The organism is Corallococcus sp. CA054B, assembly GCF_003611625.1.
GTDB classification, from domain to species: Bacteria; Myxococcota; Myxococcia; order Myxococcales; family Myxococcaceae; genus Corallococcus; species Corallococcus coralloides.
Window position 1 is genome coordinate 1 of record NZ_RAVY01000145.1, and the last position, 24970, is coordinate 24970.

Below are 24970 nucleotides of genomic sequence, written 5' to 3' on the forward strand. Positions count from 1 at the left end.
CGAGCCTTATCGTCGGCAGCGTCAGATGGGTATAAGAGACAGTCCCCAACCCAGCCCAGCCATCCCCGGTCGTCCCTCGTGCGCCCAACCGCGCCGGTGTACGGCCCCCGCAGAGCCCCCGGATATCCCGGCCCGGCACGCCCCAAACCTGTCCGACAAGATTCCGCAGCCCGAAGGGAGCGGCAGCCCGTCCAGCGACGGAGCTCCAAAACCTGTCCGACTGTCCGACAGGTCCCTCTGCCCGACGGGAGCGAGCAGCCCCCAGCCACGGCGTTCCAGAACCGGTCCGACTGTCCGACAGGTTTCCGGCGGCCCGGAGGAACCGGCAACCTCCAGCCACAAGGCGTCCAAACTGGTCCGACTGTCCGACAGGCTTCCGTGTCCCAGCTGGAACGACGGCCCCCTCCAGCCGAGGTGGGCCCAAACCGGTCCGACTGTCCGACATCGGAGGAACCGGCAGCCTCCAGCCACAAGGCGTCCAAACCGGCCCGACTGTCCGACAGGTTTCCCGGCCCGGTTGGAACAGCAGTTCCCAGCTGCGGTGCGCCCAAACCGGTCCGACTGTCCGACAAGCTTCTGAGGTCTGGATGGAACGGCTGCCCCCAGCCCCAGTCCCCCCAACCTGTCCGACTGTCCGACAAGATTCTGAGGTCCGGATGGAGCGGTCGCCCCCAGCCACGGCCCCTCGAACCTGTCCGATGGTCCGACAGGTTTTTGCGGCTCGGGCAGGACGAGGTCCCGGGCCTCGGTTCCCCAGAACCTGTCCGACAGGCTTCCATAGTCTGATTTGGGGCGGCAGCCCCCTGCTGCGGTTCTCCAAAACCTGTCCGACTGTCCGACAGGCTTCCGGCGCCGGCTGGCCAGGAGCCCTCCAGCTACGGTCCTCCAAGCCTGTCCGACTGTCGGACAAGATCCCGCAGTTCGGGCGGAGCGAAGCCCTCGGCCCCGGTTCTCCAGAGCCGTCCGACGGTCCGACAGGTTCTTGCGGCTCGGGCGGAGCAAAGTCCCCAGCACCGACGCTCCAACCCTGTCCGACTGTCCGACAGGTTTCCCCAGATTGGGCGGAGCGAGGTCCCTGGCCCCGGTTCTCTAGAACCTGTCCGACTGTCCGACAGGTTTCCCCTGATTGGGCGGAGCGAGGTCCCTGGCTCCAGTTTTCCAGAACCTGCCCGACTGTCCGACAGGTTTCCGGTGTCTGGCTGGCCCGGAGGCCTCCCACCACGGTCGTCCGAACCTGTCCGACTGTCGGACAGGTTTTTCCGGTCCGCCGCCGACAGGGGCTCAGCCGGGTTCTTGCCTTCTCATCCGTGAGGACAGAGCTCATGGCCGAAGGCTCAGGGCCGGGTTTCCACGCCCGCCGCATCCTGCGCGGAGCCTCCGAGGGGAGCGCGCCGGGCGCCGCTGAAGTACCCGTACTTCGCCATCAGCGGCCAGGCGAGCGCCACGGTGAGCGCCTTCGCTCCGGAGGCCAGATCCCCCTTCCATGCGTCGTCCTCGCCGCGCAGGAGCGTGGGGCCGCTGCGGAAGCGGTCCGGGTTGCCGGTGACGGTGTGGTTCTTCCCCAGCACCACCGTGCGGCCCTTCACCGGGTTCTGCGTGCGCGGCACGCCCACCAGGTCCAGCACCGTATCCACGGCGCGGTCCGGCGCGGCGATGAAGTCCTCGTAGCGCAGGAAGAGCGACTGGGCGGGGAACCTCCGCGTCACCTCCTCCGAGGCGGCGTTGAAGCCCAGCCAGTACGCCGTGCTGCGCGCGGCGGACATGGGGACGACGTACTGCTTCGTCTTCGTCCACGAGTGCGTCACCGCACGCGGGTCGCGCACCAGGTGCAGATACAGCGGCCGGATGCCCTCCACGCGCGGCAACAGCGCCGCCTCGGACGGGAACTTCCCGCTGTCCACCAGCACCGTGCTCCCCGTGGCTCGCGCGATGGTCCGGTACGTCCGCGCGAGGAAGTCCGCGTGCGCATGGAGCGTCTGCGAATCCCCTGCCTCGTCCAGCACCCGCAACGTGTGCCGCGTGCGCACGGCGGCCTGCTGCCTGCGCACCACCTCTTCCGCGTGCGCGCGCGGCGTCAGGCCCGCCGGCACGTCGGAGGTCAGCACCGTGTCCCAGATGCCGCAGTCCAACAGCTGCTGGCCGCAGCCGCACAGCGTGTTGGAGCCGTTCCCGTACGCGTTCTTCCAGAGGAAGCTCAGCTCCCCCACGTGGAAGAAGCCCGGCACCTCGTTGAGGACGTTGCCCAGGATGGTGCTGCCGCTGCGGCACCAGCCGGTGATGTAGAGGACCGTGAGCTGCGCGCCCTCGCCCTTCGCGCTCGCGGTGGCCATCAGGTCAGCGACGCCACGAAGAAGTGGGTGGGCAGGTGCACCGCGAGCGTCGTGTAGACCTCGCCGTAGGCGGCCAGTCCCTCGCGCGGGAAGATGCCCGGCGGCGGCTCCGCGAACCGGATGACCGAGCGCTGGCTGTCATACAGCGTCGCCGCGGCCGTGAAGTCCCCCACGATGATGGTGCCCGGGTTCACCATGCGCGTGCGGCACAGCCGGATGCCCATGGCCGCCAGGTCCGACAGGAGCGACTGCTGGCCCACCAGGTGCTCGTAGAAGTCCAACGAGTTGATGACGATGCCGTCCGCGGACCCGCCCATCTGCTCCACCTGCGCGCAGGCGTTGAGCAGCGAGGCCACCGCGTTCTTCTTCGCCGGCAGCCGCACGATGCCCGGCGTGTGCAACAGGCCCCGCACGCCGTCCCCGCCCTTGCCGATGCACAGCGCCTGGTTCTCCGCCGTGTTCAGCCGCACCAGCAGCCGGAAGTCGATGAACTGCGCGAGCGACTGTGAGTCCTCCAGCAGGTTGCGCGGCACCTGGATCCACGCGCGCGTGGGCTTGAGCGCCTGCGTGTCCTGGTGGAACTCGAAGCCGGCTTCCGGGCGCAACTCCACGTCCTGCACCGGCCCGGTGGGCTTCGCCTGGGGGTGCGTCTCGTACCAGAAGGGGACCGGGTCGCGCTCCGCCTTCGCCGTCTTGAACATGCCGCGCACCGCGATGCGCGGACGGCGCTTGAAGCCGGGGAACGCGTCCACGATGGACGTGTCGTAGTCCACGTGCGCCTTCGTGCCCTGCTTCTGGACCGCGGCCGCGAACACCTCGCCGGGGGATTTCGTGCTCAAGCTCATGGGTGCGGCTCCTCGGAATGAAAAGCGGTCTAGAGCGGATGCAGGCCCCGGAAGCCCAGCCCTTCCGTCTCCGGGCGACCCAGCATCAGGTTCAGCGCATGCACCGCCGTGCCGGCGGCGCCCTTCACCAGGTTGTCGATGGCGGCGTTCACCACGATGCGGCCCCGCTCCGCGTCCACGTCCACCGACAAGTCACAGTGGTTCGTGCCCAGCAGAGGCCCGGGCTCCGGGAACGGAGAGAGCGACGCACTGGGGCGCAAGAGCCGCACGAAGGGCTTCTCGCGGTAGCGCGTGGCGATGGCGCGCACCACCTCCGCCTCCTCCACCGGCCGCGCCGCGAAGGCGTGCACCGTCGCCAGGATGCCGCGCACGCCCGGCACCGCCGTGGCGCTGAAGTGGATGGTGGGCTGCTGGCCCGTGACGCGCGCCACCACGCCCTCCAACTCCCCCGTGTGCCGGTGGCCCACCGGCTTGTAGCAGCGCAGCGCGTTCGCGCGCTCCGGGTGATGGGAGGAGCGGTCCGGCGTCGAGCCGCCTCCGGACGAGCCCGTCTTCGCGTCCACCACCAGCACGTCCGGCCGCGCGAGCCCCGCGTGCAAGAGCGGCAAGAGCGCCAGGAGTCCCGCGTGCGCCATGCAGCCGGGCACCGCGACGTGGCGCGCGTTCGTCAGCGCGTCACCCATCCACTCCGGCAGGCCGTAGACGAACGCGGGCACGTCGTCCGGGCGCGGGTGCTTGCCGTACCAGCGCGCGTGCCCCGCGGCGTCCAGGCGGAAGTCCGCGCTCAGGTCCACCACCCGCTCCGCCAGCCGCGACACCTTCGCCCAGCGCAGGAGCAACTCCCCCTGCGGCAGACAGCTCACCAGCACGTCGCAGGGCTCCAGCGCGTCGTGCGGCGTGTAGCGCAGCGTCCCCACCCCGCGCAGGTGTGGATGCGGGAAGTCCAGGCGCTTGCCGGCGAACTGGCCGGAGGTGGCCTGCACCACCTCCACGGCCGGGTGCGCGAGCAACAGGCGCAGCACCTCGCCGCCGGTGTAGCCCGCGGCTCCCAGTACCGCCACGCGCACGCTCATCGCAGGGCTCCTCCGGCTCCGGAAGCGACGTACTCCGCGATGAGGTCCGGCAGCGGGACGCCCGTCTCGTCGATGCTGCGCGCGAACTCCACGCAGTGGTTGATTTCGTTGACGTAGATGTCGCCGCCGCGCGTCTCCAAGAGGTCCACCGCCACCAGGTCCCCACCCACCGCCTCCGCCGCGGCCTCCGCCAGCTTCGCGTGCACCACCGGCACCTCGTAGCGCTCCGGCACGGCGCCGCGCGCGGTGTTGGTGATCCAGTGCTCGGAGCGCCGCCGCAGGCCGCCCACCGCACGGCCGATGACGTAGACGCGCAGGTCGTAGCCCGGCTTGTCCACGTACTCCTGCACCAGCGCCACGTGGTCCTGCGCGCCGCCCGTGCCGAAGCGCGTGGACAGCACGCCTTCCGCCGCGGCGCGCGAGTCCAGCCGGGCCACCATCCGGCCCCAGCTGCCCAGCACGGGCTTGGTCACCACCGGGTAGCCCTTCCGCTCAATCGCCTCCAGGCACGCGTCCTCGTCGAAGGCCACGAACGACCACGGCATGGGCACGCCCTTCGCGGCCAGCGCGGCGCTGGTGAGCGCCTTGTCCCCGCACAGGGAGATGGTCCTCGCGCTGTTGAGCACGCGCAGCCCCTTCATCTCCAGGAACGTGGCCAGGTAGCGCGCACGCGTGAAGGACATGCTGCGCATCAACACGGTGTCGGCCTCGGTGACGCGCTGCCGGTCCATGGACAGCACCATCCCGGAGTCCTGCACCAGGTTGACGGCGCAGTCGCGCCTGCGCAGCGCCTCGAGGAGGAGCTTCTCCTCGGTGCGCACGCGCGTATAGACGAGGTCGACCTTGCGCATGGCGCGGGGCTACTCCCCCCAGTCTTCCTCGACCTCGGGTGCTTCCTCGAGCCGCAGCGGGTTGATGCCCACCACCTCCAACTCGGCGGAGCAGCCGTCACAGGAGAGCACCTCGCCCACGATCCGGTTGCCGCCCGGCACCGGCTGCGCGCACAGCGGGCACTGCTCGGGGGGCACGGACTGCGTCATCGGATTCGGGTTCTGGACCTGCATGTCAGTCCCTCCTCGTTGCGGGTTCCACGGCAAACACCGGGGTTCTTGGGAGCACTCCCAGGATGCGCTCGGCCACCTGCCCGCCCTCCAGGCCATGGCCCTTGAGCAAGGCCTCGTGCGAACCAGCGCGCGAGTCGTAGCGGTCCTGCAGGCCCACGCGCAGCACGCGCCGCCCCAGGTCCAGCGAGCACACCGTCTCACACACCGCGCTGCCCAGTCCGCCCAGCACGTTGTGCTCCTCCACCGTCACCAGGAGCCGCGTGCGCGCCGCCGTCTCGCGCACCGCCTCCTCGTCCAGCGGCTTCAGCGTGTGCACGTTGAGCACGCGCGCGGAGACGCCCTGCGCCTCCAGCAGCTTCGCGGCGTCCAGCGCCACGGACACGCCCACCTCTCCGTGCGCGAGCAGCCCCACGTCGTCGCCCTCGCGCAGGAGCGCGGCGCGGCCCAGCTCGAACGGCGGGCGCGGGAGGTCCAGGCGGGTGACGCGGTTGCGGCCCAGCCGCAGGTACACCGGCCCGTCGTGCTGGAGCATCGCGCGCGTGGCCTGCACCGTCTCCAGTCCGTCCGCGGGCGACACCACCGTGAGGTTGGGCATCGCGCGCAGCACGGCCAGGTCTTCAATCGCGTGGTGCGTGGGGCCGAAGAAGGCGCCCGCCACGCCGCCGTAGTCGCACACCAGCTTCACGTTGGCGCGCGCATAGGCCAGGTTCAGCCGCACCTGCTCGCACGCGCGCATCACGCCGAACGCCGCGAAGCTGTGCGCGATGACGGTGTGCCCGCCGTGCGCCAGGCCACACGCCATGTCCAGCATGGTGGCCTCGCAGATGCCCAGGTTGAAGTAGCGCTGGGGGTGGCGCTTCTCGAACGGATCGCCTCCGCCGCCCAGGTCCGCCTCCAGGAAGACGACGCGCGCGTCCTCCTCCGCGAAGCGCGCCGCCGCGTGCCGGAACACCAGCCGGCTGGACAGCTCCGGGTGCGCGGCGAGCCACGCCTCCGGCGCATGGGCCAGGTCCACCGCGGGGGCAAGCGACGCGCTCACTGTCCGTCCTCCCCCAGCGACGCGAGCGCCCGCCGCAGGTGCTCCGGCGAGAACACCGCGTAGTGCGGCCCCTTGCCCTTGAGCATCGGCACGCCCGCGCCCTTCCGCGTCCGGGCGACGATGGCGCGCGGACGGTCGCCCACCACGGGCGCCTCCAGCGCGGCCACCAGCGCGGGCAGGTCGTGCCCGTCCAGCTCCAGCGACTGGAAGCCGAACGCGTCCAGCCGCTGCACCAGCGCCTCCTGCGACAGGATGGACTCGGTGGGGCCGTCGTTCTGCCCGCCGTTGCGGTCGATGATCAGCGTCAGGCCCGTGAGCTTGCGGTGCGACGCCACCTGGAGCGCTTCCCAGTTGGAGCCCTCGCCCATCTCTCCGTCGCCGCAGACGACGAAGGTGCGGTTGGGCTCCCCGCGCAGCACATGCGCGAGCGTCAGCCCCACGCCCAGCCCCAGCCCGTGGCCCAGGCTGCCGGTGGCGAACTCCACGCCCGGCACCGCCGCGTTCACGTGGCCGGTGAAGATGCTGCCGTCCGCGTTGTACTCGCGCACCAGCGTCTCCACGTCCACGAAGCCGAACTCCGCCAGCGCCGCGTAGAGCCCCGCCGCCGCGTGCCCCTTGGACAGGATGAGGTGGTCGCGCTCCGGTGCCTTCGGCGCGCGCGGATCCACGCGCATCACCCGGCCCAGCAGCGCCACCAATATCTCCACCATCGACAGCGAGCCGCCCAGGTGACAGCCCGACGGCGTCGCCGCCAGCCGCACGATGGTCTGCCGGATGCGCTTCGCCCGGCGAGGCAGCAACGTCAACCCCGCATCCGACAGGGCGCCCGCAGCCCCGTCACCCGTGCGAGCAGGCGCCAGCGGGCCGCCGGAGGCCGTGGGTTCTTCTGGCGTCCGCGCGTCGCGCGACAGCCCGGGGGTCGTTGGATTCGCCGAGAAAGTCATGCCCGTAGCGTCGCTGACACAGCCCAGGAATCCGGCTGTTGTGAGACACCCTAGGAAAACGCATCATGCGCCGTCAACGCGGATTTTCTTAAGATATAGATGTACGAGAAAAAACCGTCTTGCCCGGTAATCTCGCGGTGTTACACGCGCGGCTCGCCAGGCATTCCCCGGTTTCGCGTCACTCGGAGGAGACCTTCAAATGGGGCAGCGTTTCCATAACGCAGCGGCATTGGAGAAGGGTTCGGAGTACCGCCGAAAGGGTTGGTGGCGTGACACCACGGTGGTTGACGATCTGCGTCGCTGCGTCCAGGAGCACCCGGACAAGACCGCGATCATCGCCGCACGGTACTTTTCCAAGGACATCACGCGGCTGACCTACGCCGAGCTGGCGCGATACATGGACCGGTTCGCGCTGGGCCTGCGCGAGCTGGGCGTGGGGCGCGAGGACATCGTCGCGGTGCAGCTGCCCAACGGGTGGCACTTCACGGCGCTGGCGCTGGCGTGCGCGCGGTTGGGAGCGGTCATCGCGCCCATTCCGCCGGACTACCGGCGGCGCGAGGTGGAGTTCATCCTGGGGCGCACGGAGGCCTCCGTGTACGTGGGGCCCACGTCGTGGACGGGGCACTCACACCGGGACATGGCGCGCGACATCGCGGCGGTGCTGCCGTCCCTGCGCCACCGGGTGCTGCTGGGCAGCAACACGGACCTCCAGCCGGGCGAGCGGGACTTCGAGCGCCACTTCATCGAGCGCGAGTGGGAGAAGGAAGCGTCGCTTACGGGCACCGCGCCCGCGGCCGCGGACGACGTGTGCAACATCCTCTACACGTCCGGCACCACCGGCGAGCCGAAGGGCGTGGTGCATTCGCACAACACGAACTACGGCATCACGCGCGCGCTCTGCGACACGCTGGGCATCGACGCGACGGACGTGGTGGCGCTGCCGTCGCTGCTGACGGCGTCCACGGGGTTCACGTACTCGTACCTGATGCCCATCCTGCTGGGGGCCACGGCCATCTACATGGACGTGGGCGACCCGGAGCTGACGCTCAAGCTCTTCGAGGAGCACGGCGTCACGTTCACGTACGGCATCCCCACGTACCTGATGAACCTCATCGCGTTGCAGCGAAAGCGCCAGCGGAACACGTCCTCGCTCCGGCAGCTGGCCACGGGCTCCATCCCGGTGCCGCCGCACCTCATCGCGGCGGTGCGCGAGGTGTTCGGCGTGCGGCTGCACACGCTGTGGGGCATGACGGAGAACGGCGCGGTCACCATCACCCGGCATGAAGATGCACCGGACTGGCCCAGCCAGAGCGACGGACGGGCGGTGGCGTGGATGGAGACGAAGATCGTCCCGGCGCTCGCGGAGGACGGCACGCCGTATCCGGACGGGACGGGACGGCTGCTGGTGCGAGGCGCCAGCCAGTGCCTCACCTACTTCAAGCGTGACGACGTGTACGCCGCGGCGGTGGACGCGGAGGGCTGGTTCGACACGGGCGACCTGGCGCGCGACGACGGACGCGGCGGCATCCGCATCGTGGGGCGGCTGAAGGACGTCATCTTCCGGTACGGGTACAAGATCCCCGTGGTGGAGGTGGAGTCCGCGCTGTACTCGCACCCGAAGGTGAAGGAGGTCGCGGTCGTCGCGCACTCGGACGACAAGATTGGCGGCGAGCGGGTGTGCGCCGTCGTCGTGGTGCGCGAGGGAGAGGCCCCGCCCACGCTCAACGAGCTGCGCGACCACCTCAAGCAGCAGGGCATGTCCAACCAGTACTGGCCGGACCGCCTGGACCTCATCGACGAGATGCCCAAGACGGCCACCGGCAAGGTGCGCAAGTACCTGCTGCGCGAGCGGCTGAAGCCCGCGTGAGCGGACGGAAGGAACGGCCTTGAACCCGAGCCCCGAAGAAGCCGCCAGCCTCACGGACACGGAAGCGAAGCTCGCGGCGTGGTGGAAGGACCTGCTGGGCGTGGAGGTCGTGCGCCCGGAGGACCACTTCCTGGAGATTGGCGGCAACTCCCTGATGGCCACGGTCCTGTCCAATCGCATCGAGAGCGAGCTGGGCGTGGAGGTGTCCATGGTGGAGCTGTTCAACACGCTCCGGGCCGTGGCCACGCTGTGCGACGAGCTGCGCCAGGAGCAGACCGCTTGAGCCAGGCCGCCCCCCTGAGGGCGGCCCCTTCCCCCGCTTTCCCCCGAGCGAGACATGACGACCGAGCACCCCGGCTCCCCTTCCGCCTCCGCGCCGAAGTCCCCGGCGAGGCCCCGTCGTCGAGCGCCGCCCGTGCTGCCCGTCCCCCGTGACGCGTTGCTGCCGCTCTCCTTCGGGCAGCAGCGGATGTGGTTCATCGAGCAGCTCACGCCCGGGGGCATCTCCTACAACGTCCCGTACTTCGCGCGGCTCACCGGAGCGTTGGACATCCCCGCGCTGGAGCGGGCGCTGGCCGTGCTGGTGGAGCGGCACGAAGCGCTGCGCACCACCTTCGCCGTCGTGGAAGGGCAGCCGGTGCAGCGCATCGCGCCGTCGCTGTCCCTGCCGCTACGAGTGGAGTCGCTGGAGGCGCTCCCCGCCTCCGAGCGGGAGCAGGCCCTGCGACAGGCCGCGGAGGCGGAGGCGCGCGTGCCCTTCGACCTGGGCGCGGGACCGCTGGTGCGCGTGCGGCTCTTGCGGCTGGGGGAAGCGGAGCACGCGCTGCTCCTGATGCTGCATCACATCTGCTGCGACGGCTGGTCGCTCACGGTGATGGAGCGGGAGCTTCAAGCGCTCTACGCGGCCTTTCGATCCGGCACGACGCCCGCGCTGCCCCCGTTGCCGGTGCAGTACGCGGACCATGCGGTGTGGCAGCGGCAGTGGATCCAGGGCGAGCACCTCCAGCAGCAGCTGGAGTGGTGGCGGGGCGAACTCTCTGGAGCGCCCGCCGCGCTGGAGCTGCCCACGGACCGTCCCCGTCCCGCGGCGCAGTCCACGCGGGGCGCGGTGTACCGCCACGCACTGCCTCCGGGATTGGGCAAGGCGCTGGAGGCGCTGTGCCGCAAGCAGGGCGTGACGCTGTTCATGGCGCTCCTGGGCGGCATGCACCTGCTGCTCTCGCGGCTCAGCGCCCAGGAGGACATCGTCATCGGGTCCCCCATCTCCGGGCGCACGCGCCAGGAGGTGGAGCCGCTCATCGGCTTCTTCATCAACACGCTGCCCCTGCGTGTGCGGGGTGAAGGCTCGCTCGGCTTCGGGGAGCTGCTGCGCCGCGTGCGCAAGACGTGCCTGGACGCGTACGCGCACCAGGAGGTGCCCTTCGAGCAGCTGGTGGACGCGCTCCAGCCCGAGCGCGACCTGAGCCGTCCCCCCCTGTTCCAGGTGTTCTTCACGCTCCAGCACTCGGCCGTGCCCGCGCTGCAGCTGGAGGGGCTGCGCACGTCCGAGCTGGACTTCGAGCCGGGCGTGTCGCGCATGGACCTCACCGTCTTCCTGCGCGAGACGCCGGAAGGGCTCGTGGGGCTCTGGGAGTACAGCACCGACCTCTTCGACGCCGCGACGGTGGCGCGCTTCGCGGAGCACTACACGCGCCTGCTGGAGGCCGCGGTCGCGGAGCCGGAGCGTCCCGTGGCCACGCTTCCGCTGCTCACCGCACAGGAGCGGAGGCACCTGCTCGACCAGGGTACCGGAGCCGCCATCCCCTACCCTCGTGATGCGTCCCTGCCCGCGCTCTTCGCGGAGCAGGCCGCGCGGACGCCCGGAGCCGTGGCCGTGGAAGCAGGAGGCCTGCGGCTCACGTATGCGGAGCTGGAAGCCCGGGCCAATCAGCTCGCGCACCACCTGCGTGGGCTGGGCGTGCGGCTGGGAACTCCGGTGGGCCTGTGCGCGGGCCGGTCGCTGGAGATGGTCGTGGCGACGCTCGCCATCCTCAAGGCAGGGGGCGCGTACGTGCCGCTGGATCCGGGCTATCCCCCCGAGCGACTGGAGCTCATGGCGCGCGACGCCCGCATCACCGTGCTCCTGCTGGAGCAGGGGCGCGAGTCCTCGCTGAAGGGGTTGGCCTCACGGGTCGTGGTGCTCGACCCGTCCTGGCGAGCCTTCGAGGCTCAACCGCGGGCCGCGCCCGACGTGCAGGTCCCCGCCGAAGCGCTCGCATACGTCATGTACACGTCCGGAAGCACCGGGCGGCCCAAGGGCGTGGGCGTTCCCCATCGGGCCGTGACGCGACTGGTGAAGGGCGTGTCCTACGTCCGGTTCGGCGCCGAAGACGTCGTCCTCCAGCTGGCCACCACGTCGTTCGACGCCGCGACGATGGAGCTGTGGGGCGCGCTGCTCGGCGGCGCGAAGCTGTTCCTCTATCCGCCGGTGACGCCGTCACTGGAGGAGCTGGAAACGACGCTGGAGCGCGAGGGCATCAGCGTGATGTTCCTCACCACGGCGTTCTTCGAGCAGATGGCGCTCAACCGGCCCGCGGCGCTCGCTCGCGTGGGACAGGTCCTCACGGGCGGCGACGTGCTGTCCCCGCTGGCCGCGCGCAAGCTGCTGGACGCGGGCCGAGCGGTCATCAACGGCTATGGCCCCACGGAGAACACCACGTTCTCCGCCACGTACCAGGTGAAGCGGGACCTGGATGCGCGGATGCCCGTGCCCATTGGCCGTCCGCTGGAGAACTCCCAGGCGCTGGTGCTGGACGCGCGTCTGGAGCCGGTGCCGCCCGGCGTCGTGGGCGACCTGTACGTGGGAGGCGACGGCCTCGCGTGGGGCTACCTGGCCCGGCCGGACCTCACTGCTGACCGCTTCGTGCCCCATCCGTTCAGTGGCGTCCCCGGTGCCCGGCTGTACCGCACGGGCGACCGTGCGCGGTGGCTGCCTTCCGGCGAGCTGGCGTTCATGGGGCGCGCGGACACGCAGGTGAAGCTGCGCGGCTTCCGCATCGAACTGGGAGAGATTGAAACCGCCCTGCGCCACCTGCCCGGCGTGGAGGACGCCGTGGCGGAGGTGCGCGAGTACGCCCCCGGCGACAAGCGGCTGGTGGCCTATGTGACCGGCGAAAGCGTGGACGTGAACACGCTGCGTTCGCGCCTGTCCGCCCAGCTACCCGCGCCGCTGGTGCCGTCCGCCTTCGTGAAGCTGGACCGGCTGCCGCTGACGCCCGTGGGCAAGGTGGACCGGAGGGCGCTCGCCACGCCCGTGGGCGACTCTCTCGTGGAGGACGCCTACGTGGCGCCCGTCACCCCGACGGAGACAGCGGTAGCCGAGGTCTGGGCCGCGCTCCTGGGCCGAACGCGCGTGGGCACGCAGGACTCCTTCTTCGAGCTGGGTGGGCACTCGCTGCTCGCGACCCAGGTCACCTCCCGATTGAGGGAAACGTTCCAGGTGGACCTGTCCGTCCGCGCGCTGTTCGAGGCGCCCACGGTCACCAGCCTCGCGGCGCGCATCGATGCGCTGCGGAGGGAGAGCAGCCGGCTCCAGTCCCTCCCGCTGGTTCCTGGCCCCCGCGACGGCTGGTTGCCGCAGTCCTTCGCGCAGCAGCGGCTGTGGTTCATCTCGCAGCTCGACACGCTGGGGTATTCGTACAACGTGCCCATGGTCACCCGGCTGCGGGGCCCGCTGGACGCGGACGCGCTGGAGCGAAGCCTCGCGGAGATCATCCGGCGGCACGCGGTCCTGCGCACCACGTTCGACGAGGTGGACGGTCAGCCGGTGCAGCGCATCGGGCCGGCCTGGGACTTCACGCTGACGAGGACGGACGTGGAGGCCGCGAAGCTCCCGGAGCAACTGGCCACGGAGGCCCGGCGCCCGTTCGACCTGCGGCGCGGCCCGCTGCTGCGGGGACTGCTCCTGCGCGTCGCGGATGACGACCACGTGTTGATGCTCGTCATCCACCACATCGTCTTCGACGGGTGGTCCATCGACGTGCTCCAGCGCGAGTTGAACGCGCTCTATCCCGCGCGCGGACAGAGCACCTTGCCGCCCCTGTCCCTCCAATACGTGGACTACGCGAGGTGGCAGCGTGAGTCGTTCCAGGGAGAGGAACTGGAGGACCAGCTCGCGTGGTGGCGAGAGGCGCTGGCGGGAGCACCGCCCGTGCTGGACCTGCCCACCGACAAGCCACGTCCGCCCGTGCAGACCTTCCAGGGCGCGAACTTCGAGGTGCTGCTGCCCCAGCCCCTCCATGGCTCGCTCCAGCTGCTGGGACAGCGCGAAGGCGCCACGCTGTTCATGACCCTGCTGGCGGGGTTCCAGGCCCTGCTCGCGCGCTACAGCGGCCAGGAGGACGTCGTCGTCGGTTCACCCATCTCCGGCCGCAACCGCCGCGAGGTGGAAGGACTCCTCGGCTTCTTCGTCAACACGCTCGCCCTGCGCGCGGACGTCTCTGGTTCGCGTTCCTTCCGGCAGCTGCTGCGCGGTGTGCGCGAGAGCTGCCTGGGTGCCTTCGCGCACCAGGACCTGCCGTTCGAACAGCTCGTGGACGCGCTCAAGCCGCCGCGAGACCTGAGCCGGACGCCCCTGGTGCAGACGATGTTCGTTCTGCAGCGGGCAGCGACGCCGCTGTCCCTGCCCGGCCTCGCGGTGGAGGACTTCCCGTTCCAATCGGGCGTCTCCCGCTTCGACCTCATGCTGTTCATGCGGCAGACGCCGCACGGGCTCGTCGCCTATTGGGAGTACAACTCCGCCCTCTTCGAGGAGGTGACCCTTGCCCGGATGGCCGGGCACTACGTGCGGCTGCTCGAAGGCGTCACCGCGAACCCCGAGCTGCCCCTGGCGGACCTGTCGCTCTTGTCGCGAGAGGAGCGCGAGCAACTCCTGGTCGCGTGGAACAGCCGAGAGGAACGGCTCCCCGGGCCTGGGTTGATCCACCGCTGGGTGGAGGCACAGGTCGCGAGGACACCAGATGCCATCGCCGTGACGAACGGCGCGGAATCGCTGACGTACGCGCAATTGGATGCACGCGCCAATCAGCTCGCACATCACCTCATCGCCCTGGGCGTCACGCCGGGAAGCTCCGTCGGGCTGTGTCTGGAGCGCTCCAACCTGGACATGCCCGTCGCCGTCCTCGCCACCCTCAAGGCCGGTGCGGCCTACGTCCCGCTGGATCCGGACTATCCCGCCGAGCGTCTGGCCCTGATGGTGGAGGACACGCGCGCGCCAGTCGTGCTCGCGCATGAGGGCTTCGTGCGAGCCCTTCCACCGGACACCTCCGCGCGCATCGTGACGATGGAGACCGTCTCACTGGCCGCCCGTCCCATCACGTCTCCGAACGTGAAGCTGTCGCCGGAAGCCGTCTGCTACGTCGTCTTCACCTCGGGCAGCACCGGCCGGCCCAAGGGCATCGCCATGTCCCATCGGGGCATCGGCAACATGCTCGCGTGGCAGACCCGCCGCGCGGTCCGTGCGGAAGCCACGACGCTCCAGTTCGCCTCGCTCAACTTCGACGTCTCCTTCCAGGAGATCTTCGGCACGTGGTGCATCGGTGGACGGCTGCTGCTCAGCTCCGCCGAGCTGCGCCGCGACCCACCGGCGCTGCTGCGATACCTCACCCAGCACCGCGTGGAGCGACTCTTCCTTCCCTTCGTCGCGCTTCAGTCGCTGAGCGAAGCAGCGCGCACCGCGACGGAGCTGCCCCCACTCAACGAGGTCATCACCGCGGGCGAACAACTCCAGGTGACCCCGGCCCTCGTCTCGCTCTTCGAGCGGCTGCCCGGCTGCGTCCTCGAAAACCAGTACGGTCCTTCGGAAACCCATGCGGTCTCCGCGTGGCGTGCCTCGGGTGCCCCGAGCACCTGGGCCGCGCTGCCTCCGGTGGGAACGCCGCTGCCTTCAGTCCAGGCCTACGTGTTGGATCCGCGCCGCGAGCCATGCCCTGTCGGAGTTCCGGGCGAGCTGTACGTCGGCGGTGAAGGGCTCGCGCACGGCTACCACGGCCGGCCAGACCTCACCGCGGAGCGCTTCGTCCCCTCTCCGTTCGGTTCCTCGCCGGGCGCCCGCCTCTACCGCACGGGCGACAAGGCCCGCTGGCTCGCGGATGGACAGCTGGAGTTCCTCGGCCGCCTGGACGGACAGGTGAAGCTGCGCGGCTTCCGCGTCGAGATGGGTGAGGTGGAGTCCGCCCTGCGCGCCCTGCCCGACGTGCGGGACGTGGTCGTCGTGGTGCGCGAGGACACGCCGGGCCACAAGCAGCTGGTGGCCTACGTGGTCCAGCCGGAAGCGTCCTTCTCACCGGAGGCGCTGAGGCAGGCGCTGGCGCGACGGCTGCCGGAGCACATGGTTCCCTCCGCCCTGGTGCGCATGGACGCGCTACCGCTGGGCCCGAGCGGCAAGGTGAACCGCAACGGCCTGTCCGCACCCAAGGAGGAAGCCACGGACGACACCGGCTTCCTGGCCCCGATGACGGCGGTGGAGAAGGTGATCGCCGACATCTGGGCGGCCCTGCTCGTGCTGCCGCGCGTGGGCTTGGAGGACCACTTCTTCGAGCTGGGTGGGCACTCGCTGCTCGCCACGCAGGTGGTCTCCCGGCTGCGGGAAGCCTTCCAGCTGGACCTATCCCTGCGCGTCCTCTTCGAGGCGCCCACTGTCGCGCAGCTCGCCGCGCGGCTGGAGGAACAGCTGCACGGCGCGAACCGGAAGGCCGTCCCGCCGTTGGTGCCCCAGCTTCGCGGCGAGCTCGTCCCGCAGTCGTTCTCCCAGCAGCGGCTGTGGTTCGTCTCGCAGCTGGACACCAGCGCGCACGCCTACAACCTACCCCTGGTCACCCGGCTCCGGGGACGGCTGGATGCACAGGCACTGGAAGACGCGCTCAACGCCCTCATCCGGCGTCACGAGGTCCTGCGCACCACGTTCGACGAAGTGGACGGCCAGCCGGTCCAACGCATCCGGCCCGCGTGGAAGCTCCCCCTGAAGCAGGTGGATGCGGATCCGCGCGTTCCGCTCCAGCGCCAGGTAGAGGCCGAAGCGCACGTGCCCTTCGACCTGCGGCGAGGTCCCCTGGTCCGGGCCACACTGCTCCGGATCGCGGACGAGGCTCAGGTCCTCATCCTCAACTTCCATCACAGTGTCTTCGACGGGTGGTCCATCGCCTTGCTCCAGCGCGAGCTGGATGCGATCTACCTCGCCCGGCTCCAGGGCACGGAGGCCGAGCTCCCGCCCATCTCCATCCAGTACGCGGATTATGCGCTGTGGCAGCGCGCGTGGTTGCAGGGCGACGTGCTGGAAGAACAGGTGGCGTGGTGGCGCGAGCAGATGGCGGGGGCACCGCCCGTGCTGGACCTGCCCACCGACAAGCCGCGTCCGCCCGTGCAGACCTTCCGGGGCGCGTACATCGAAGTCCCCCTGCCGCCCGCGCTGACCAGCGCCCTCGTCTCCATGGGCCAGCGCGAAGGCACCACGCTGTTCATGACGTTGCTGGCGGGGTTCCAGGCCCTGCTCGCGCGCTACAGCGGCCAGGACGACGTGGTGGTCGGCTCGCCCATCTCCGGCCGCAATCGCCGCGAGGTGGAAGGGCTCCTCGGCCTCTTCGTCAACACGCTCGCCCTGCGCGCGGACGTCACCGGTTCGCGCTCCTTCCGCCACCTGTTGCGCGGCGTGCGCGAGAGCTGCCTGGGCGCCTTCGCGCATCAGGACCTGCCGTTCGAACAGCTCGTGGAGGCGCTCAAGCCGCCACGCGACCTGAGCCGCGCGCCGCTGGTCCAGGCCCTCTTCGTCCTGCAACAGGCAGCAGTCCCCTTCTCGTTGCCCGGGCTCCAAGCGGAGGACTTCCCGTTCCAGACGGGAGTCTCCCGCTTCGACCTCATGCTCTTCGTGCGCGAGTCGAAGCAGGGCCTGACGGCCTTCTGGGAGTACAACACCGCCCTCTTCGAGGAGGCGACCCTCACCCGGATGGCCGGGCACTACGTGCGCCTCCTCCAGGGAGCGGTCCGCCATCCCGAGCAACCCCTGTCGGCCCTGCCGCTCCTCTCCGAGGAGGAACGGCGACAGGTCGTCGTGACGTGGAACGCCGCGAAGGATGTCTCATTCGAGCCCGGCCTCATGCACCGCTGGGTGGAGGCGCAGGTCGCGCGGACACCGGAAGCCATCGCCGTGACGAACGGCGCGGAGTCACTGACCTACGCGCAGCTGGATGCACGCGCCAATCAACTCGCGCACCACCTCATCGCCCTGGGCGTCACGCCGGGAAGCTCCGTCGGACTGTGCCTGGAGCGCTCCAACCTGGACATGCCCGTCGCCGTCCTCGCCACCCTCAAGGCTGGCGCCGCCTACGTCCCACTGGACCCGAACTACCCAGCGGAACGTCTGGCGCTGATGGTGGAGGACACACGCGCTCCGGTCGTCCTCGCGCATGAGGACTTCGTGCGGGCCCTGCCACCGGACACCTCCGCGCGCATCGTGACGATGGAAACCGTCTCGCTGGCCTCCCGCCCCACCACGTCTCCGAACGCGAGGCTGTCGCCCGAAGCGGTCTGCTACGTCGTCTTCACCTCGGGCAGCACCGGTCGGCCCAAGGGCATCGCCATGTCCCATCGGGGCATCGGCAACATGCTCGCGTGGCAGACCCGCCGCGCGGTCCGTGCGGAAGCCACGACGCTCCAGTTCGCCTCGCTCAACTTCGATGTCTCCTTCCAGGAGATCTTCGGCACCTTGTGCATCGGTGGACGGCTGTTGCTCAGTTCCGCGGAGCTGCGCCGCGACCCACCGGCGCTGCTGCGCTACCTCACCCAGCACCGCGTGGAGCGGCTCTTCCTTCCCTTCGTCGCGCTTCAGTCGCTGAGCGAAGCAGCGCGCACCGCGACGGAGCTGCCCCCACTCAACGAGGTCATCACCGCGGGCGAACAACTCCAGGTGACCCCGGCCCTCGTCGCCCTCTTCGAACGGCTGCCTGGGTGCATCCTCGAAAACCAATACGGTCCTTCGGAGACGCACGCCGCCAGCGCCTGGCGGGCTTCAGGGCCTCCGAGCACCTGGCCCGCGCTTCCGTCTGTGGGAACGCCGCTGACCAACGTCCAGACCTACGTCCTGGATGCAGGCGGGAACCCGAGTCCCGTCGGCGTCCCGGGAGAGGTGTTCATCGGAGGTGAAGGGCTCGCGCACGGCTACCACGGCCGGCCGGACCTCACCGCGGAGCGCTTCATGCCTTCCCCATTCAGTTCCACGCCGGGCGCCCGCCTCTACCGCACGGGTGACAAGGCCCGCTGGCTCGCGGATGGACAACTGGAGTTCCTCGGCCGTCTGGACGGTCAGGTGAAGCTGCGGGGCTTCCGCGTCGAGCTGGGCGAAGTGGAATCCGCCCTGCGCGCCCTGCCCGACGTGCAGGACGTGGTCGTCGTGCTGCGCGAGGACACACCGGGCTTCAAGCGGCTGGTGGCCTACGTGGTCCAGCCGGAAGCGTCCTTCTCACCGGAGGCGCTGAGACAGGCACTTGCGCGTCGGCTGCCGGAATACATGGTGCCCTCCGCCCTGGTGCGCATGGACGCGCTGCCACTCACGCCCAGTGGCAAGGTGAACCGCAACAGCCTGCCCGTTCCGACGGAAGAAGCCATCCCCGGGACCGCCTACGTGGCCCCGGTCTCCGCGGTGGAGAAGCTCATCGCGGACATCTGGGCACCGCTGCTGGGCGTGCCGCGCGTGGGCACGCAGGACCACTTCTTCGAACTGGGCGGCCACTCGCTGCTCGCGACCCAGGTGGCCTCCCGTCTGCGTGAGTCGCTTCAGATGGAGCTGCCGGTGCGCGTGCTCTTCGAGGCCCCGACGCTCGGGGAGCTGGCCGCGCGCATCGAGGCCCTGCGCCAGGAAGCCCATCCCCTCCAGGCCCCGCCCCTGGTGCGCACCGAGGCCGCGGACTCCGCGCCGCAGTCCTTCCCGCAGCAGCGGCTGTGGTTCATCGACGCGCTCGCACCGGGCGGGTTCGCCTTCAACGTCCCCTTGTTCATCCGGTGCAAGGGGCCGCTCGACGTGGCCGCGCTGGAGCGGTCACTCGCGGCGCTCATCGACCGCCACGAGTCCCTGCGCACGGTGTTCGCGGAGGAGAACGGCCAGCCCGTTCAGCGCGTCCTGCCCTCGGTTCCCTTCGCGCTCGCCTTCGAGCGGCTGGAGGACGTGCCGCCCCACGAGCGCGACACCGTCCTGCGCCAGCGGGCCGAGGAGCGGATGCGCCACGTCTTCGACCTGCGCTCGGGACCGCTGCTGACGGCGACCCTGCTGCGGCTGGACGCGGAGGACCACGCGCTCTTCCTGCTCATGCATCACATCATCACGGACGGCTGGTCCACGGACGTGATGGGGCGCGAATTGGGCCTCCTCTACGACGCCTTCACCCGGAACCAGACGCCGCGCCTGCCGCCGCTGCCCATCCGGTACACGGACTACGCCCGCTGGCAGCGCGCGACGTTGCAGGGCGAAGGGCTGGACGCGCAGCTCGCGTGGTGGAAGCGGCAGCTGGACGGGGCGCCCCACGCGCTGGAGCTGCCCACCGACCGGCCGCGTCCGCCCGTGCAGGCCCAGGCGGGCGCGGCCCACATGGTGCGGCTCCCCGCCGCGGTGGACGCCGCCGTGCGCGAGCTGTGTCACCAGCAGGGCGTCACGTCCTTCATGGCGCTGCTCGCGGGCTTCCACGCCCTGCTGTCGCGCTACAGCGGCCAGGACGACGTGGTGGTCGGCTCGCCCATCTCCGGCCGCAACCACCGCGAGGTGGAGGGGCTCATCGGCTTCTTCGTCAACGCCCTGCCCCTGCGCGTGAAGGTCTCCGGCGCCGACTCCTTCCAGGTCCTGCTCTCCCGGGTGCGCGAGACGTGCCTGGGCGCGTACGCGCACCAGGAGGTACCCTTCGAACAACTGGTGGACGCGCTCCAGACGCCGCGAGACCTGAGCCGCACGCCCGTGTTCCAGGCCGTGTTCGCGCTCTTCAAGGACTTCCCCGGCTTCCCCCTGCAGGGGCTGGAGACGGCGCCGGTGCCCTTCGATCCAGGGCTCGCGAAGCACGACCTCACCCTGTTCATGCGCGAATCCGCCGCCGGGGTGCTGACGCACTGGGAATACAACACCGCGCTCTTCGACGCGGCGACGGTGGAGCGCATGGCCGGGCACTACCTGCGCCTGCTGGAGCAGGTGACGCGAAACCCGGAGCGTCCGCTCGCGTCGCTGTCGCTGCTGACGGAGACGGAGCGCCAGCAGCTCCTCGTGGAGTGGAACGACACCGCGCTCGATGTCCCCGCGGACCTGCGCGTGCCCACGCGCATCGCGGAGCAGGCGCGGGTGAGGCCGGAGGCGCTCGCGCTGGCAGGCGACGGGCAGCGGCTGACGTTCGGGGAGCTGGAGGCCCGGTCGAACCGGCTGGCGAACCTGCTGCGCGCGCAGGGTGTGAAGCCGGAGACCGTGGTCGCCCTGTGCGTGGACCGCACGCCCGGCTACGTGTGGGGCGCGCTGGGCATCCTCAAGTCGGGTGGGGCCTATCTGCCCATGGACCTGACGTGGCCGGAGGCCTGGTGGCGGCACGTGCTCACGGACAGTGGCGCGCGCATCGTCGTCACCCAGCAGGCCTCCGCCTCTCGCTTCGAGGGATGCGGCGTGCGCGTGCTCTGCCTGGACGCGGAGCCCGCGCTGGAGACGCAGCCGGACACCGCGCCCGGCGTGGCACTGCACGCGGAGGCGATGGCCTACGTCATCTACACGTCGGGCAGCACCGGCCGGCCCAAAGGCGTCGCGGTGACGCATGGGACGCTGGGAAACCTCGTCGCGGGGCTCGGCACGGCGGCGAGCATTGTTCCGGGAGACCGGGCCACGCTGCTGACGGGGCTCGCGTTCGACGCGACCGTCTTCGAGACCTGGCCGGCGCTCTCGCATGGCGCCAGCCTCCACCTGCCCACGGACGAGGTACGCGCGGAGCCGGCCCGGCTGGTGCGGTGGCTCGCGGCGGAGGGCATCACGCTCACCACGCTGCCCACGCCCATGGCGGAAGCCGCGCTGGAGCAACCATGGCCGCCCGGAATGCCGCTGCGCCGGGTGCACGTGGCCGGTGACGTGCTGCACCGCCGTCCGGGGCCCTCCGTTCCGGGACAGTGGCTCAACTGCTACGGCCCCACGGAGAACACCGTCATCGCGACCTCCGGCGTCGTGAAGCCCGAAGCGCCCGAAGGACTGCTGCCCCCCATCGGAAGCCCGGAGCCCAACGTGCGCGTGTACGTGCTGGACGGCACGGGACGGCCCGTGCCGGTGGGCCTGTGGGGCGAGCTGTTCCTGGGAGGCGCCCAGGTGGCGCGCGGCTACCTGGGCCAGCCCGCGTTCACGGCGGAGCGCTTCGGACCGGATCCGTTCTCCCAAGAACCCGGTGCGCGCCTGTACCGCACGGGCGACGTGGTGCGGTGGCTCGCGGACGGCACGTTGGAGTTCCGGGGCCGCGCGGACTCGCAGGTGAAGCTGCGGGGCTTCCGCATCGAACTGGGCGAGGTGGAGGCCGCGCTGCTCTCACAGCCCTCGGTGAAGGAGGCGGTGGCGCAGGTGCGAGAAGACGTGCCAGGACACCGCCGGCTGGTCGCGTACCTGGTGCTCCGCGAAGAGGCCGCGTTCGCGGTGGACGCGCTGCGGGCCTCGCTGCGCCGTTCGCTCGCGGAGCACGCGGTGCCGTCAGCGTTCGTGGTGCTGGAGCGACTGCCCCTCACCGCGAACGGCAAGCTGGACCGCAAGGCCCTGCCCGCGCCGGACGTGCACCGGCCCGAGCTGAGCGAGGACTACCGCGTCCCCGAGGCCGGCATGGAACAGACGCTGGCCGCGCTCTGGGCTGAAGTGTTGGGACTGGAGCGCGTGGGCGCGAGCGACAACTTCTTCGACCTGGGCGGCAACTCACTGCTGCTCCAGTCCGTGCACGCGAAGCTGGAGGCACTGGCGGGCCGCAAGGTCCCGCTGATCACCCTCTTCCAGTACCCCACGGTGCGCGCGCTCGCCGGACACCTGTCACCGCCGAAGGACACGCCACCCACGGCGGCTCCCGCGCCCACGCAGGACACAGGCGCGCAACGGAGGGACAACCTGCGGCGCATGGCCCAGCGGCGCGGCCGTCCAGGCTCCAGCTGAGCGCCTCGCTCACGGAAGGAACGCCGCGAGCTTCGCGCCCAGTCCCGCGGCGTTCTCCCCCAGGAGCATCGACAGGTGGTTGCCAGGCACGGACTCCACCCGGACCACCGCGCCCGAATCCAGCCACTCGAGCTCCACGTGCTTCGGCAGGTACTCGATGAGGGTCGATGCGCGGAAGAACTGGAGGGTGCCACCCTCGAAGCGGGGCATGGCGTAGTCGCGCAGGGCGAGCATGTTCGCCTCCCAGACGCGCACGTATCGCTGCTGCTGCTCCGGATCCGCGAAGACCTGCTCCTGCGCGAACCCCACTCCGCCCGCTCGGGCCCGGGCAACGTCCCCGGGGCCCGGCGTGTCGAGCATCGCGCACAGCGGCACCGCGTGGCCTTCCGCCATCAACCGGCGGGCCATCTCGTAGACCACCGCGCCACCGAATGACGCGCCCACCAGCAGGTACGGCCCCACGGGCTGCAACGCGCGCAGGCCTTCCAGGTAGGCCGTCGCCATCTCGTCGACGGACGTGTGCAGCGGCCCGTCTGGCTCCAGGCCCCGGGCCTCGAAGGCATAGGCGGTCCGGCCCGCGTCGATGGCCTGCGCCAGCTCCCGGTAGAACACCGCCTGACCGCCGGCCCCGTGCACAAAGAAGAGCGGCGGACCACGCGTGCCCTGCTGTAGCAGCGCCATGCCCGGCGGCAGGGCGCGGGCCTCGTCCTTTCCGCCCAGCTTCCGCGCCAGCAACTCCACCGTGGGCGCGGTCAGCATCTCCTTCAGGGCGAGCCGCTTGCCGAAGCGTTCGGAGATCATCGCGAGCAGCCGGAGCGCGACCAGCGAGTCCCCGCCCAGCGCGAAGAAGTCGTCGTGGATGCCCACGTCATCCAGGCGGAAGAGCGTCTGGAAGCACTCGGCCAGGGACTGCTCCGTGGCGTCACGGGGTGCCACGCGCTCACCGCGACGGGGAGCACTTCCCTTCGGCTTCGAGGGTCCGGTCGCCTTCGCACGGGCCGCCATGGCGTCGCGGGTGACGGGGCTCGGCGCGACGTCGTCCAGGCTGTAGTGCTCGCGGTCGAAGCTGTAGGTCGGCAGGTCCACGCGACGGCGCCGCTCGCCATCCCGGATGTGTTCCCAGTCCACGTCCACGCCCGCGGCCCACGCTTCGCCCAGGGCCGCCAGGGCGCTCCCCGGCGCGTCGCCCTTCGTCGGCAGGGTAGCCAGCACGGGCTGCGTCTTCCGAGCCGGATGCTGCCTCACGAGCGCGGTGAGCGTCGTGCCCGGGCCCACTTCAATCAATGCCCGGTCACCGGACTCCAGCAGGCAGCCCAGCGCGTCGGAGAAGCGAACCGTGTGCCGCAGGTGCCGGACCCAGTAGTCCGGTGACGTCGCCTCGCGCTCCTGGAGCCACCGGCCGGTGAGGCTGGACACGACGGGCAGCGAGGGCGCGCGGAACTTCACGCGAGCCACCTCCCGAGCGAAGCCTTCCAGGTATGGCTCCATCATGGAGGAGTGCGCCGCGCGCGCGTAGCGCACCCGCTTGTGCTCGATGCCCCGCGCCGTCAGCGCCTGCTCCGCGGCCTCCAGCTCCGGCAGCGGTCCGGAGAGGACGCACGTCTCCGGGCCATTGATGGCCGCCACCGACACAGCCGGCCCCACGAGCGCAGAGACCTGCTCCACGGGCGCGAGCACGGACACCATCCCGCCCGGGGGCATCGCCTCCATCAAGCGTCCGCGAGCGACGACGAGGCCCAGCGCTTCCTCCAGCGTGAACACCCCCGCGAGGCACGCGGCCACGTATTCGCCGAGTGAGTGCCCCAGCAGCGCTTCCGGCTTCACGCCCCACGACAGCCACAGCTGCGCGAGCGCCCAGTCGCAGACGAACAGCGCGGGCTGGGACCACAGCGGCCGGTCCAGCTCACGGGCCGCCGCGTCGAAGCGCTCAGGCCCGGCAAAGAGGATGTCGCGGAGGTCCGCGCCCATGGGACCGCGAAGCCACTCCGCGCACCTATCAATGGCCGCGCGGAACGCGGGCTCGCGAAGGAACGCCTCGCCCATGTTCACCCGCTGCGCACCGCCGCCCGGGAACAGGAAGGCCACGCCACGAGACTCACCCTCGTCGAACACGGTGCGGATCCGAGGAGGCGCATCCGCACCGGAGGAGGACCGCTCCTCCAGCACCGCCGCCGCGTCCTCGCCCTGGCGGACCACGACGAAGCGGCGCCACGGGAAGCGAGCACGCCCCACCTGCAACGTATGAGCAACGTCCGCGAGCCAGGCGCCCGAAGCACCCTGCACTCGCTCCGCGAGCGCCGCGGTCATCCGCTCCAGCGCCCCCTCCGTCTTCGCGGACAACAGCAGCACTTCTTCTCCGCGCCGGGGCGCATCCGTCTCCGGAAGAGCCGGCGCCTCCTGCAACACCACGTGCGCGTTCGTGCCTCCAATCCCCAGCGCCGTCACCCCCGCGCGCAGCGGCAGCGGGCCCACCCACTCGCGCGTGCTCCCCACCACCTGGAAGGGACTCCCCTCCAGCTCCAGCATCGGATGCGGCTTCGTGAAGTTCAGCGTCGGAGGCAGCGTGCGGTGCTCCATCGACAGCACCGTCTTGATCACCCCCGCCACGCCCGCCGCCGCGTCCAGGTGCCCGAAGTTGCTCTTCAC

At 70.7% G+C, this 24970-nt stretch carries 11 protein-coding genes; 3 read left to right on the forward strand and 8 right to left on the reverse strand.

Annotated elements, in window-relative coordinates; translation table 11 throughout:
• Positions 1-1334: 1334 nt before the first annotated feature.
• Genes D7V80_RS28720 through D7V80_RS28750 form a run of 7 tightly spaced genes read right to left on the reverse strand, consistent with a single transcriptional unit; the run spans position 1335 to position 7295 of the window.
• Entirely contained in the window at positions 1335-2330 is a 996-nt protein-coding gene (locus tag D7V80_RS28720) for a sulfotransferase (RefSeq protein ID WP_120591194.1), read from the reverse strand.
• Complete coding sequence (locus D7V80_RS28725; protein WP_120591195.1) at positions 2330-3175, reverse strand: family 3 encapsulin nanocompartment shell protein; 846 nt, start codon at positions 3173-3175, stop codon at positions 2330-2332. The genes D7V80_RS28720 and D7V80_RS28725 overlap by 1 nt, the downstream gene beginning before the upstream one ends.
• Before the next feature lie 29 nt (positions 3176-3204).
• On the reverse strand, positions 3205-4248 hold the full coding sequence (gene argC / locus D7V80_RS28730; RefSeq protein WP_120591196.1) for an N-acetyl-gamma-glutamyl-phosphate reductase: 1044 nt from the start codon (positions 4246-4248) through the stop codon (positions 3205-3207).
• Positions 4245-5099, reverse strand: a complete 855-nt coding sequence (locus D7V80_RS28735) for a RimK family alpha-L-glutamate ligase (protein ID WP_120591197.1) — start codon at positions 5097-5099, stop codon at positions 4245-4247. Before D7V80_RS28735 ends, argC begins: the two co-directional genes overlap by 4 nt.
• Positions 5100-5108: 9 nt before the next feature.
• Positions 5109-5312 carry a lysine biosynthesis protein LysW gene (lysW, locus tag D7V80_RS28740; RefSeq protein ID WP_120591198.1) on the reverse strand — a complete coding sequence of 68 codons (204 nt, stop codon included), beginning with the start codon at positions 5310-5312 and terminating at the stop codon, positions 5109-5111.
• A 1-nt stretch (position 5313) separates the two neighbouring features.
• Positions 5314-6351, reverse strand: coding sequence for a transketolase family protein (locus tag D7V80_RS28745; RefSeq protein WP_120591199.1), 1038 nt, complete (start codon positions 6349-6351; stop codon positions 5314-5316).
• The gene (locus tag D7V80_RS28750; protein WP_120591200.1) at positions 6348-7295 is read right to left on the reverse strand and encodes a thiamine pyrophosphate-dependent enzyme; all 948 of its coding nucleotides are present in this window, start codon (positions 7293-7295) and stop codon (positions 6348-6350) included. Before D7V80_RS28750 ends, D7V80_RS28745 begins: the two co-directional genes overlap by 4 nt.
• Positions 7296-7575: 280 nt before the next feature.
• On the opposite strand from D7V80_RS28750, the gene D7V80_RS28755 reads away from it, so the two are divergent.
• The 3 genes from D7V80_RS28755 to D7V80_RS28765 are packed head-to-tail and all read left to right on the forward strand — an operon-like array spanning position 7576 to position 22324.
• A complete protein-coding gene (locus tag D7V80_RS28755; protein ID WP_233585812.1) occupies positions 7576-9162 on the forward strand; it encodes an AMP-binding protein in 1587 nt (528 codons plus the stop codon).
• Between the two features lie 19 nt (positions 9163-9181).
• Positions 9182-9445, forward strand: coding sequence for a phosphopantetheine-binding protein (locus D7V80_RS28760; protein ID WP_014394893.1), 264 nt, complete (start codon positions 9182-9184; stop codon positions 9443-9445).
• A gap of 54 nt (positions 9446-9499) precedes the next feature.
• Positions 9500-22324 (forward strand): non-ribosomal peptide synthase/polyketide synthase, encoded by a 12825-nt coding sequence (locus D7V80_RS28765; RefSeq protein ID WP_120591202.1) that lies wholly within the window; start codon positions 9500-9502, stop codon positions 22322-22324.
• A gap of 9 nt (positions 22325-22333) precedes the next feature.
• On the opposite strand, the gene D7V80_RS28770 is transcribed toward D7V80_RS28765, so the two are convergent.
• A partial coding sequence (locus tag D7V80_RS28770) for an alpha/beta fold hydrolase (protein ID WP_120591203.1) occupies positions 22334-24970 on the reverse strand: 2637 nt, incomplete at its 5' end.

What these genes read in the sequence shown, in the direction of transcription:
- D7V80_RS28765 (WP_120591202.1), top strand. Translation starts at nt 9,500, where the DNA reads ATGACGACCGAGCACCCCGGCTCCCCTTCCGCCTCCGCGCCGAAGTCC.
- D7V80_RS28725 (WP_120591195.1), bottom strand. Translation starts at nt 3,175, where the DNA reads ATGAGCTTGAGCACGAAATCCCCCGGCGAGGTGTTCGCGGCCGCGGTC.
- D7V80_RS28750 (WP_120591200.1), bottom strand. Translation starts at nt 7,295, where the DNA reads ATGACTTTCTCGGCGAATCCAACGACCCCCGGGCTGTCGCGCGACGCG.
- argC (WP_120591196.1), bottom strand. Translation starts at nt 4,248, where the DNA reads ATGAGCGTGCGCGTGGCGGTACTGGGAGCCGCGGGCTACACCGGCGGC.
- D7V80_RS28720 (WP_120591194.1), bottom strand. Translation starts at nt 2,330, where the DNA reads ATGGCCACCGCGAGCGCGAAGGGCGAGGGCGCGCAGCTCACGGTCCTC.
- lysW (WP_120591198.1), bottom strand. Translation starts at nt 5,312, where the DNA reads ATGCAGGTCCAGAACCCGAATCCGATGACGCAGTCCGTGCCCCCCGAG.
- D7V80_RS28735 (WP_120591197.1), bottom strand. Translation starts at nt 5,099, where the DNA reads ATGCGCAAGGTCGACCTCGTCTATACGCGCGTGCGCACCGAGGAGAAG.